The organism is Vibrio porteresiae DSM 19223, assembly GCF_024347055.1.
In the GTDB taxonomy this organism is placed as follows: Bacteria; Pseudomonadota; Gammaproteobacteria; order Enterobacterales; family Vibrionaceae; genus Vibrio; species Vibrio porteresiae.
In genome coordinates this window covers 1,140,911-1,153,563 of record NZ_AP024896.1, presented here as the reverse complement: position 1 = coordinate 1,153,563, position 12,653 = coordinate 1,140,911, and the positions used below count along the sequence as shown (strand labels likewise).

The following is a 12,653-nucleotide window of genomic DNA, read 5'->3' as shown; positions in this document are numbered from 1 at the left end:
TGTTATGAATATTTTGTTATGCAGCAGTTCAGGTTACCAAGCAACACCGTATCTTTCACACACAACGCCTCTAATGGAGGCGTTCTTAGCGGGTCAATCAAATACCATCACTGAAGCGATTTTTGTTCCTTATGCGGGGGTGACTCGTAGTTATGACGAATACCTTGCGCGCGTTGCACCGCATTTTTCTTCGTTAGGAATCAAAGTGGTGGGCTTACACCAAGTATCGGACCCTAAAGCAGCGCTGCGTCATGCACAGATGATCATTGTTGGTGGCGGCAATACTTTTGCTTTGCTCAGTCGTTTACAACAGCAAGGATTAGTTGATGTGATTCGTGAGCAAGTTCAAGCAGGCATTCCCTATGTCGGTTGGAGTGCGGGGTCTAACTTGGCTGGTTTGAGTATCTCAACAACCAATGACATGCCGATTGTTCAGCCAGAAACGTTTACTGCTTTGCAATTAGTTCCGTTCTTAATCAACCCACATTTCATCAGCGGCCAAATTCCTGGTCACAATGGCGAGAGCCGTGAACAGCGCTTAGCAGAGTTTATGGTGATGAACCCTGAGAAACTGGTGGTGGCATTAGTAGAAGGCAGCGCCTTGTGGGTTCAAGGAACCAAGATGCAATTGGTGGGTGCGGGTGACGGTTATACCTTTAAGGGCGGCGAGCAATTGTCTTTACCTTTGGGCGACTGCAGCGCGTTGCTTACACCCAGCGCGTGATAAAGGAGTAGGGAATGACCATTGATCGAATCGGGGTGATTCGCGTGCTTTCCAGTGATGACCAAGCTTTTTTGGATATGCACCAAGAGCTAATGAAGCAGGTGGTAGCCAATAAAACGTGGCAAACCAAGGCACTTTGGGATCAGCCCAATGGCATTCATGATGAAGTGACTCTAGCCCAAGCACTGCCGAAAATTTTTCAATTAGGCAGTTTATGGAGCGCCGACATTGACCTGTTAGTGGTGAGTTGCGCAGCCGACCCTGGGGTAGAAACGTTGCGTCAAACCTTGCCTATCCCAGTGATAGGCGCGGGCGAGTCTTGCTGTACAGTGGCAAAACGCTACGGTACCAACATCGGCGTGTTAGGGCTAGAGCCGCAAGCGCCAGCGGTGTTTGACCGTGAGTTAGCCGACTGTCACCTCATCTATCGCCAGCCACGCCATGTCCAGTGTACTCACGACATTCATACTCCTGCAGGACAAGCTTCTATCATTGAAGCGGCATTAGAGTGTGAAGCGTTAGGTGCGCAAGTGATCGCTTTAGCCTGTACCGGCATGGCAACCGTCGATGTTGCTGCTCTGCTTGCCCCGCACACCTCACTTCCCGTCATAAACCCAGTGATCGCTGCCGGTATGTGTATCGCCGCCAGCTAAACTGCTCTTCATTGCCCAGCGCAGCAGTGTCAACCATTGTTCGCTGGGCTCTGTAAATGTCTCATTTATAGAACACTATATTGTTTGTGGTTGTTTTTTCGCACAAAGAGAGAAAGTGTCTCAAAATCGGACACTATTGCAGTGTGGTTTCAATTATACTACGCGCCCTCGAGATTAATGAGTATTCTTGATCATCTGTTCACCTAGGAAGGGCAAGTCGATGAGTTCGCACATTCAGTAGCGATAAATTAATGACTTATGTTAGGACAGTGATGAAGTGTGACGCTGACAGTCCTTTTATGGTGAGAAGTAGTTATTTGTGAATATTTATCAGCTAACCAGTACAGCGAATATTATTAACGTGTTTGGCACGTCTGCCATCGCCTGTTTCTTCCTGCACCAAGTGAGTGTCAATATCACTGGCGAAAAGAAGCAAGCAGCGAACCGTTTCTTCCTCGGATTCTTGTTATTGGGGTTTGCTTTTATCTCCTTCTCGTTTGACCCTTGGCTGCCTAAAGTCTGGTCTGTGTTTTTCAACAACATGCTGTATCCGGCCTCAACCTATCTCATACTGCTTGGTATCATCAGTTGGTATCAATACACAGTGCCAAAGCGTTACATCTTTTTTATGCATTTGCACGTGATCTTGTTTGGCCTACTGCAAGCGGCAATTTACCTGTATATCGAGCATTCTGATTACATTCGCATTGCACTGTGTATCACTACGGAAGTGATTATTTTTTCCGTCGCTTTTGTGTTTTCTTGGTATCATCGTCGCCCAGAGCATCGCGGTGAACGCTATATCTCCTTAGCCATGTTGGTGTGCGCCATAAGTGTTAGTTTCCCCTCATTGTTTTTGATCAAAACCCGCAGTTTTGAGGTGTATGGCTTGGGCGTGGTGGTCATGCAAATCCTTGCTTCTGATTTCCTCCTTGGGGCACTGATGTCCTTGTTTCTGTTTGACCAGATCAACTGGCATTATCGTCGTTCTATTCGTGATGAACTGACAGGGCTTTACAACCGACGTTACTTTCGTGACCAACTCAGTGAGCAAATAGGGCAAAACGATCAGCAAGGAGTGGTGGCTATGATCGATATTGATTATTTCAAAAGAGTCAATGATACCTACGGTCATGATGTGGGTGACAAAGTGATGATCAACGTAGCCAAAGTGCTGCAAGACAACATTCCACTCAAAGGTGTATTGGCACGTTACGGCGGTGAAGAGTTCGTGCTGTACGCTCCTTGGCCAAATTTGAGTATTGCTGCTACCCATCTTGACGAAATACGTAAGGCAATTGAGCTGCTTGAGTTTGATGAAGACGGGCACCAATTTGGTATTACTATCTCGATCGGTTGTGCTCGTTTAGCTCTTGATGTCGATGTGATTGAAAGCATCAAATGTGCTGACCACGCTTTGTATCAATCGAAAGTTCATGGACGTAACCGCGTTACGGTAATGGAAAGTCGTATCGCGACTGGCTTGCATCATCGTCCAGCCTAATCTCAGCTATCAGTACCGTCTGTCATAAGTACATTCCGTCATAAAAAATAGGCGACACCCATTAGGTGTCGCCTATCTGTTTTTAGTGGTGATGACTTGTCACGCCAAGTCTCTCTTACGTCATCTTGGCTGCTTTGGCTATGCCATCTCGGCGACTTTGTCTGCCAGTGATTGGTATTGCTCTAGTGCAGATTCAAAATCATAGTTCTCGATTGCATGTTCAACCGGCTTAAGTAGCGCAGCAAATTCAGTACCAGAGAGCAGTTCATGCAGTTCTTCAATTTGCTCTGTTGCATCCGTGTCAAACTCTTCCAACAACACTTTTAAATGTTCTAACTGCGCAAGGACCTCGGTTTGATTAAGTGCTTGGGTTGCCGCCGGAGTGACTTTTATCACCTCAGTTTGCTCTTCTATCACACTTAAATTTTCGAGTAAGGTATGCACACTAGCGCGAATGGTATTGAGCTGTTCGTCGAGGTCCAAATTGGTATTCGTACCAGAGCATTTGAATTCCAATTCACGGGCTTGTTTCTCAATACCTTTCGCCCCAATCGTAGCGCAGACCCCTTTCAGGGTATGAGCCCAACGAATCGATGCTTCGTCATTAGGTTGTAAACGAATCATCGCCAATTCATCGTCGAGCTCTTTCTCATAGGTCTCTTTAAAACGGCGTAAAATTTTGAGATAGAGTTTGGTATTGTGCTGCACATTGGTTAAGCCAATTTGGGTGTCAATTCCAGGAATTTCAGGAATTTCATCGACAATGATTGCATCAGTTTGCAACAGACTATGGTAGCTCTTCTCGTCTTGACCGTGGTGCAGCAACCATTTGGTTAAAGTCATAAACAAGGTTGGAATGTCGATCGGTTTAGCGATGTGATCGTTCATTCCCACCGCGAGAACTTTTTCTCGGTCACCTGCCATCGCATTGGCTGTCATCGCAATGATCGGTAGGTCTTTCCATTGCTCTTCAAGACGGATTTGTTCGGTCGCGGTATAACCGTCCATGATGGGCATTTGACAGTCCATCAATACGCCGTCAAATTCACTCAAACGTAGGCGCTCAATGGCTTCCGCACCGTTATTCGCCACATCCACATCCAGACCGTTTGAGGAAAGAATGTCCATTGCTAGCTCTTGGTTAATCAGATTATCTTCGACTAGCAATATGCGCATACCTTGTAGGGCACTGATATACGAGGTGAGTTTGCCATCCACCACATCGGTGCGACGGTGCGTCACGACTTCATATCCCATCGAGGTCATGATGGTATCAAGCATCGCCGATGGCATAACCGGCTTGACTAAGAACGCAGAAATGTCAGTGCCTTCCGCGGCCTTTTTCGCCTCTTCACGACCATAGGCGGTGATCATAATGACCGCTGGCGCTTTCGGAATATCCTGCATTTTTTGAATAGCACGAGCGGTGGCGATTCCATCTAAGCCCGGCATCTTCCAATCCAAAATCACCAGATCATAAGGCTGAATTTGGCTAGCAAGTTCCATCATCATAATGGCTTCTTCGCCATTGGCTGCGCTGTGGGCATTAATCCCAAAGCTGGTTAGCTGTTGGGAAAGAATATCCAGCGCGGTGATGTTGTCATCGACAATCAATACATTCAGATGACTCAAATGCGTTTCTAGATCGCCTGTTTTAGCCTTAGTGTGTGTTTGCTTATCAAAAGTGAGCGAGAAGTGGAAGGTGCTGCCTTCGCCGTATTGACTCTCCATCCAAATTTCGCCGCCCATCGTTTGTATCAAGCTGCGAGAAATGACCAGTCCCAGCCCAGTACCACCGAAACGGCGCGTGGTGGAGTTATCGGCTTGGGTAAAGGAGCGGAAGATGCGCGACTGCTGCTCTTCGGTCATGCCAATTCCGGTGTCACGGACACTGAACTGGATCTCCACCTGATTTTCGTCTTCACGTAACACTTGTATACCGATCACCACATCGCCACCTGGGTTGGTGAATTTGATGGCATTGGTGGTGAAATTGGTCAGTACTTGAGTAAGGCGCAATTGGTCGCCAACCAGCTCTTTGGGATAGTTGCGCGGGAAATCGAACATGAATTCCAGCGATTTTTCGTCCGCTTTTAAGCCAACTAAGTTGGTGAGATGGTCGATAACATCGTCTAAGTTAAACGGCGCGTGTTCTATCTCCAGCTTGCCAGCTTCGATCTTGGAGAAATCAAGAATGTCGTTGATGATCCCCAATAGTGACTCTGCAGACTGATGGACTTTATCGATGTAGTTACGTTGTTTCTGGTTAAGATCCGTCTGTAACGCCAAATGCGACATACCGATAATGGCATTCATCGGCGTACGAATCTCATGGGACATATTGGCTAGGAAGTCCGATTTCGCCTTGGTAGCTTGCTCAGCGGTATCTTTGGCTTCTAACAGCTCTTGTTCCATTTTCCGACGTTCAGTGATGTCTGCAATGCTGCCAACCAGGCGGATAGGTTGGTCATCTTCATCGCGTTTAACAATCTTGCCGCGGTCTTCAACCCAGAAGACAGAACCATCTTTACGCACCATACGGTGAATACTGTGGTAGGGAATATCGAGCTGCAGCGCATCTTGTACCCGCTGCATCACTTTGGGAAAATCAGCAGGGTAAACAAGCTGCTCAAAGGTCGACAAAGGATGGCGCATATAGCTGCTATCCAAATGCAGCATTTTGCAGAAACGATGATTATGAATCACCAAATCTTCGTTGACGTGCCAGTCCCAGATCCCTTCACCAGTGGCTTCTAGGGCATAAGTAAGCTGTTCTTCATTGTATTTCAGTTGGCTTTCCATTGACTTACGTTCTGTAATGTCAGTGGCGATAACCGCTAGCGCATACACTTGACCATCTTCATCCAAAATAGGCACTTTGGTGGTGTAATACGTATGTACGCCTCCGTCAGGATGCGGGAAGGTCTCTTCATAGGTGATGAGCTGTTTGGTTTGTATCGCGTAATCATCGTTTAGTTGTACGTGCTTGACCAAGTCGCTATCGAGAAAATCACTTTCACTGGCACCTAAAATGTCTTCTGCTGTACGTCCTGTGAGTGTCTCAAATGCATGGTTTACGACCAGATAGCGACCGCTGATATCTTTAAGTAAGACAATACTTTGGGTGTTATCAATGATAGCGCGCAGTTGATCTTTGTTGCGTGTTAAATCCGCTTCGGTCTGTTTACGATCGGAAATATCATCAATCGAAGCGATCACAAACTCCGCCTGACCCTCTTCGACGGGCACTAACGCGACGGTAAGATTAGCCCAAACTGTTTGGCCATTTTTACGAAAATAGCGCTTTTCTAGGGAATAAGAAGGAATGACACCACTAAGCAGCTGATTGAAAAACGCCACATCTTTACTAAGGTCGGCTGGATGGGTAATTTGATGAAAAGTAAGACCAATTAGCTCGTCCTTTTCGTATCCCATATAACGGCAGAATTGTGGATTAACACGCAGTATGTGCCCGTCACGGTCAACATGGACAAGCCCAATCGCGGCAGAGTCAAAAGTGTTATTTAAAATAAGTTCACTCTGCTTTAATTTCTGTTCTGCTTTGACCCGAGAACTGATGTCATGCAGTGCTGCAAGGAGAACAGGGCGGCCATCTAATTCAATTGAACGTAAGGTGATATCTAATGTTTTTTCGTCTCCCGATTGGGAGCGTAACTTCCACTCTTTTTTGATCGGTTGTTCAGCACTGAGCTGATTCATCTGGTGTATTTGACGCAGAAAACCATCCACTTTGGCTTCAAAAGCGGTGCCATAGAGCTGCGGTGAAATCAGCTGTTCTTTGCCTGTCATGTCGAGAATATTGAGTGCAGCTTGGTTACCATCCAGAATCGACTGTCCATCAATGATAATGTAGGGCACCGATGCAAAATCAAACAATGATTTAAAACGCTGCGCACTTTCAAAAAGGCGTTGTTCCGCTTGCTGCTTTTCTTGATTAAGAATGTGCTGCTTAGTTACATCTTCGGCGGCGACTGAAAAATGGGTGAGTTGCCCATGCTCATTCATGATTGGGCTAACGGTCACGGATTCCCAGCGGCTCTGTTGGTTCTCTAAGATGGTTTCAAATTCACCTTGCCAAACCATACCATTATTGATGGTGGCCCAAAGATTATGAAAGCGCTCTGGGCGCATTAAACTTGGAGTGAAGATGGGAGCAGGTTGCCCAATGAGATGCTGCAGCGGAGTTTTTACAAGGGATAAAAATGTCGGGTTGGCGTATTCGACCAGGCCGGCTCTGTCGGTAATCACCAATGACGAGGGGCTTTGTTCTAACACCTTGGACAGTTTGGCTAATTGCTGCTCGCGATCTTTAAGTTCTCTAGTGAAGCGGTAAAACTTATCAAGCAGTGGTGTCACTATGCGATTATTTAGCAAAACGCCCAGCACCATAATAATGATGCCAATCATCACCGAGAGTGCACCGGCATTAACGAAAGGACGACGAATATCTGATAAGTCGACTTTAGCGACAATACCCACTTTTAATTCAGGGACATAACCATACGCAGCCAGAACGGGATGGCCGTTGTAATCTTGCACCACCATCACCCCAGATTCACCGGCGAGAGCTGAACTCATGGGAGTGTTGAGCGATGACTTTGTCCCTTCATTTGAGAGCGGTTCGAAGTCATCTGTTTTGCCATGCAAAGAGGAGAGATAAACCACTTGATCGCCGCGTTTTTCACCCAGTAATAACTCTCCTGAATTACTCAATGTGGTGTAATCATTAAAACTTTCTCTTATTTGATTAAGTGCATATTCTCTATGATTGAGATCAATCGACTTAGTATTAATATTGGAATCAACAAAGGATCGAATAAGACGAATCTGCGAGGAAACAATATCGTTTAATTCACTTTTCTTTGCGTCTAAATTAACTCTATAGAGTAAATAAAACCCAGAGAGAATAACGGATAGTATACAAATGGACAGTATTAATATAAAACGAAGCTGTATTTGCTGCTTACGGTGGACTAAGTCTTCCACTTTGCAAATTCCTTAGATGTCAAGTAAAAGTTTACAGTAAGATGTGTTGTTAGTGAGAATAGTATTCAGAAAATTACCTTTTACACGCTTGTAAGAAGGTGATTAAGCATTAATAAGTATAATTATGTAAAAGAATAAATTTTTCTCTTAAACAATTTGAACAGGTTGTGATCAGGATATTCTCGTGAGAATATACCACAAAATAGAAAAGTGGATTTAGCCAAACATATACTAGGAATCGATCATGGAATTTGCACCTTCTACCACTTTTCTCGTTGTTGATGATTTCGAACTAATGAGAAAAACCCTGCAAAATAATTTAAATGCACTGGGATTTAAAAACGTTATATTAGCAAGTGATGGTGAAGAGGCGGTTCGTTGTCTAAGGAACCATGCTGTTGACTGCATTATTTCTGACTGGAATATGCCACGAATGTCGGGATTGCAATTACTGCAATTTGTTCGTTGTGATGTTCAGTATCAAAAAATTCACTTTATGATGGTTACCGCTGAAGGTGAACGTAATATGGTGAATCGCGCAATCGATGCTGGGGTTGATCAATTCTTAGTGAAGCCTTTTACCCAGATTACGTTACGCGAAAAAATCACGGCCATGTTAAAGCATGGTCCAAGGGTATTGTCGAAGTCGGCATTGGCACTTAATCAAACAGCGAATGCGGAGCGCATCTCTCGCGAGGAGTCGGCGCGAAATAGCAAGCCATTGATCTTAGCTGTTGATGATGTGGCAACCAATATTGCGATCATTGCTGACACCCTAAAAGAAAACTACAAAGTTAAAGCCGCTAATAGCGGTGTTGCTGCGCTCAAAATATGTTGCGCGGCAAGGCAACCTGACTTGATCCTGCTCGACATTATGATGCCCGATATGGATGGCTATCAGGTGTGTCAAACGCTGAAGAATAATCCCAAAACAGCCCATATCCCCATTATTTTTCTGACCGCAAAAGCAGAAACGGTCGATATGAAAAAAGGCTTTGAGCTTGGCGCGGTCGATTACATTACTAAGCCGTGTAATCCCGACATCCTTAAAGCTCGTGTAGCAACGCACATTAAGCTCAAACTGGCTAAAGATGCATTGGAAGAGCGAGTGGATGCGCTGGTGGAAAATGCCCGCTTGCGTGAGGATGTTGAACGCATCACTCGCCACGATTTAAAAAATCCACTGGCTGCCATTATTGGTACGTGCGAAGCGATTGCTACCGATAAATGGATTCCCAACTATCAAAGTTCGATTGGTGATATCCGTGAAGCTGCGATGTCGATGCTTGGGATGATCAACCGTACTTTAGATATCTACAAAATCGAGGCCGGTATTTATCGCCCAACCATCACTAAAGTGAATTTGGCGGAATTGGTGCTGCGCATGGTGAACGGCTTTCGTATGCAGGCGCACAAACGCGGTATCAAATTTGTTCTTGAATCGCCAGACGAATGCATCGTGATGGCCGAAGAGATGCTCTGTATCTCGCTATTTGGCAACTTAATTAATAACGCTGTTGAAGTGTCGCCTGATAATGCCACCATTCGTTTAACCGTCGAGCCTTATGGCGATTATGGTCGAGTATCGATTCAAAACTCCGGTATGATCCCGCTAGAGATTCAGCACTGCCTGTTTGATAAATATGTAACGGCAGGGAAAAAAGGCGGCACCGGCTTAGGCACTTATTCTGCCAAGCTAATGACTGAGACGCAAAAAGGCAAAATTCAGTTCGAAACGGATGCGAGCACTGGAACCACCTTTATGGTCGACTTGCCATTACCTGTCGCCAACACCAATTCGTCCAACAGCGCAAATACGTTAGCCGATTTACAAGCTACTTTGGACGCGCTGCAATAGGTGTGACAAAAGAGAGGCTAACATCTTAAGTGCCGACATTTTAAGTACCGATGTTGAGTCCAGTTATTAAAAGAGGTGCCAGCGAAAGTGGCACCTCTTTTTGATCTCAGGCTTTGAAGGTTAGAACACGTTTGCTTGCCCTGTTTAGACACAGCGAAACTGGTTTCTCAATGTGCTCAAGGTGCTCAAGGTGCTCAAGGTGCTCAAGGTGCTCAAGGTACTTAAGTCGCTAATGTACCGTTGGATTAAATAGCTGCGCCATTTGCTGCAAATTAAGACGCGCAAACCATTGATGTTCAGGTTCAAGCAGCTCTTTTGGCATTGAAACGGCAAATATTGGGTCATTGTGGCGAAGTGGAAAGCCAAAACTGTCAGGCCAATGCGTTGCGCCCACAGCTGTCGGAGCGCTTTCTTCGATATGTAAATGCCAATGCGGATAATGATTCATATTTTCCCTCTTTGTGTTCAAGATGAAAAAAGTAACCAAGATGAAACAACACCATTCATTAGGGACACAAATTTGTCCTTGATGCTAAGAAATGCAATAAGCTAAGTGGATTAATCTTAATAGCGGTCAAAATGAGCCGATATTGCCAAATGAAAATTCGTTAACTCTTCACTTAACCTTATATTAGGTATATGTGCGCTGATGAGTGAAGTTCAAGTGGTTTGCCATTTTGTGCTGTGATTTTTCTAATAAAAAAGGATTCCTCTACAAGAGCAATCCTTTCGTGGGGTAAAGGCTAGTTGGGCGCTATAGCATCACGAGGCTGGCTGTGCCTAAAAAGGCAAAAAAGCCAATCACATCCGTCATCGTAGTTAAGATGACCGAACCTGCTAGTGCGGGGTCGAGCTTAAATTTGTCGAGCAGAATCGGAATAATCACGCCAAAGAAGGCAGCAATCGCCATATTCACCACGATCGCTAAGGCAATGGTGCCTCCCAATACCGACGATTGAAACCACAACCCAGCAATGCCGCCGATGATCACCGCCCAAATGATCCCGTTGATTGAACCGATACTCAGTTCGTTTTTAAGTAGCGCTAGCCGGTTACCAATAGTCACCTGATTAAGCGCCATACCGCGCACCATCAGCGTTAATGTCTGACTGCCGGCAATACCGCCCATTGATGCCACGATCGGCATCAAGACCGCCAGTGCCACAACTTGGGAAATCACATCTTCAAACAGGCCAATCGTCACGGACGCTAAAATCGCGGTCAGAAGGTTAATCCCAAGCCATAAACCGCGTTTTTGTGTCCCTTTAAGTACCGGCATAAAGAGGTCATCCCCTTCGTCCATACCAGTACCAGCCATCAATCGTGCCTCATAAATCTCCCGTTGAGTACTGAGCGCAAACTGCCAATCCACATGGCCGACCAGAGCATCGTGTTCGTCTGTCACTGGCACAACAGGAAAGTCTGAGTGTTCAATGGCATCTATCGCATCACTTAAAGATTGGCGAGCGTTCAAAGTCACTAAGTGTTCTTGGGCTAAGGTTTTGAGCTGTGTCGCTCCATCGGCTTGCAAAATATCACTGTAGAGCACCATGCCGCGAAAGGTTTTATTGCGGTTGATGAGATAGACGTATTTGGGTGTTTCAAATTGGTTTTTTTCGAGTAAGCCCCGAGCCCGCTTAACACTGATTGAAAAAGGCAGGGTAAACACTTTTTGTTCAACCCAACGGCCAATTTCATCGTCATCGTATACTTTAGCGCGATCATAGAGTTCTAATTCGTCGCGGCTAATTAAGCGCATCGCGTCGGCGATAAGCTCATCAGGCAAAGAGTCCGACCACTCAATTAAGGATAAGTTATCCAGTTTGGCTAAGGTCAGTCTTAGTTCGGTTTCAGAAAGGGCATTAATGATCGAAATACGCGCTTCAGCACGCATTTCGGTCAGCACCGAAATATGCATTTCCAGCGGGAGGCTGCGCCACATTCTGACACGTTGTTCGATAGGAAACGCTTCTAATAATAGTGCAATTGACCCTTCATCAAGGTCACTATCGACCATCTCGTTTAGTTGAACTATTTGTTGCTGTTCGTCGGCCTGTGCCAATCGTTCAATCAGCAAGGACACATCTTGGTATTCGTTCAACGTCATACTCCCGTTTAATAGTTGGTCTGATTATTCACATCGCAGCTAACCCAATGATAATCATGGAGCTAAGGACACGAGAGGGCGTTAAAGTGCATGAGAATGATGGAAAATACAACCCTAAATCACAAACCATTATCGAGTTTTAGTTTATGAGCTGTTAAAGGAGTTTGCCAAACAAAGGCAGGAATAAAATCAAAGTATTAAGCTAACTCTCATTTTTTAAGAAAGTGTCACAGTGAACCGAGTTCAGTAATGAGAATAAAAGAGGGCAAACCTAGCTAAGAGTGAGGCGGAACCGCGGGATCATCAGACGCATTCATCATTTGCGATAAACGCTGTAACGAGGAGAGCAGTAAGGTTTGTTCCCATGGGGCAAGGGCTTCAAGTTGTTCGATGACGTCTTGGTGCAATAATTGTGGCGCGTGGGCCAACACCGCTTTACCCTGCGGCGTGAGCTGGGCATGAACTTTACGCTTATCCTGCTCGTCACGGCTTCGAACAATAAGTTCTCGTGCTTCTAAGCGATCAAGTATGCTGGTGGCAGTAGCTTGACTCATATTGGCCTGCTTTGAGAGCTGGCGAATGGTTTGCTTACCTGATTCATCGACCGAACGCAGCAATAACAGCTGGGGGCTGGTTAAGCCAAAATCGCGATTGAGTTTTTTCGATCGTAAATCCACAGCGCGAATGATCTGTCGAATCGAGACCAACACTTCTTCATGCAGTTCCAACATTCACTCCTTTGCGGTTAGAGGGGAAGATATAGGCAGTTTTGCCTGCCCATATCTTCCGTCAGTGATAAC

The 12,653-nt window shown here is 45.6% G+C and carries 8 protein-coding genes; 4 read left to right on the top strand and 4 right to left on the bottom strand.

Going from position 1 to position 12,653, the window contains the following annotated elements; translation table 11 throughout:
- The first annotated feature begins 4 nt into the window (after positions 1-4).
- The 3 genes from pepE to OCV11_RS21855 all read left to right on the top strand — a co-directional run bounded on the left by pepE (position 5) and on the right by OCV11_RS21855 (position 2,881).
- Positions 5-724, top strand: a complete 720-nt coding sequence (pepE, locus tag OCV11_RS21865) for a dipeptidase PepE (RefSeq protein ID WP_261896546.1) — start codon at positions 5-7, stop codon at positions 722-724.
- Positions 725-738: 14 nt separating this feature from the next.
- The gene (locus OCV11_RS21860) at positions 739-1,377 is read left to right on the top strand and encodes an aspartate/glutamate racemase family protein (RefSeq protein WP_261896545.1); all 639 of its coding nucleotides are present in this window, start codon (positions 739-741) and stop codon (positions 1,375-1,377) included.
- A gap of 319 nt (positions 1,378-1,696) precedes the next feature.
- On the top strand, positions 1,697-2,881 hold the full coding sequence (locus OCV11_RS21855) for a GGDEF domain-containing protein (RefSeq protein ID WP_261896544.1): 1,185 nt from the start codon (positions 1,697-1,699) through the stop codon (positions 2,879-2,881).
- Positions 2,882-3,019: 138 nt separating this feature from the next.
- On the opposite strand, the gene OCV11_RS21850 is transcribed toward OCV11_RS21855, so the two are convergent.
- Positions 3,020-7,615: a PAS domain S-box protein gene (locus OCV11_RS21850; RefSeq protein ID WP_261896543.1), complete on the bottom strand. Its 4,596-nt coding sequence runs from the start codon at positions 7,613-7,615 to the stop codon at positions 3,020-3,022.
- A 517-nt stretch (positions 7,616-8,132) separates the two neighbouring features.
- On the opposite strand from OCV11_RS21850, the gene OCV11_RS21845 reads away from it, so the two are divergent.
- Positions 8,133-9,746 (top strand): response regulator, encoded by a 1,614-nt coding sequence (locus tag OCV11_RS21845; protein ID WP_261896542.1) that lies wholly within the window; start codon positions 8,133-8,135, stop codon positions 9,744-9,746.
- Between the two features lie 229 nt (positions 9,747-9,975).
- On the opposite strand, the gene OCV11_RS21840 is transcribed toward OCV11_RS21845, so the two are convergent.
- From OCV11_RS21840 to OCV11_RS21830, 3 genes are all read right to left on the bottom strand, one after another.
- Positions 9,976-10,194, bottom strand: a complete 219-nt coding sequence (locus OCV11_RS21840; protein ID WP_261896541.1) for a hypothetical protein — start codon at positions 10,192-10,194, stop codon at positions 9,976-9,978.
- 306 nt (positions 10,195-10,500) lie between these two features.
- Positions 10,501-11,847, bottom strand: coding sequence for a magnesium transporter (locus tag OCV11_RS21835; RefSeq protein WP_261896539.1), 1,347 nt, complete (start codon positions 11,845-11,847; stop codon positions 10,501-10,503).
- 281 nt (positions 11,848-12,128) lie between these two features.
- Positions 12,129-12,584, bottom strand: a complete 456-nt coding sequence (locus OCV11_RS21830) for a MarR family winged helix-turn-helix transcriptional regulator (protein WP_373332833.1) — start codon at positions 12,582-12,584, stop codon at positions 12,129-12,131.
- Positions 12,585-12,653: the final 69 nt, after the last annotated feature.

Coding starts and splice junctions, on each gene's coding strand:
- OCV11_RS21845 (WP_261896542.1), top strand. CDS start 8,133: ATGGAATTTGCACCTTCTACCACTTTTCTCGTTGTTGATGATTTCGAA.
- pepE (WP_261896546.1), top strand. CDS start 5: ATGAATATTTTGTTATGCAGCAGTTCAGGTTACCAAGCAACACCGTAT.
- OCV11_RS21860 (WP_261896545.1), top strand. CDS start 739: ATGACCATTGATCGAATCGGGGTGATTCGCGTGCTTTCCAGTGATGAC.
- OCV11_RS21840 (WP_261896541.1), bottom strand. CDS start 10,194: ATGAATCATTATCCGCATTGGCATTTACATATCGAAGAAAGCGCTCCG.
- OCV11_RS21830 (WP_373332833.1), bottom strand. CDS start 12,584: ATGTTGGAACTGCATGAAGAAGTGTTGGTCTCGATTCGACAGATCATT.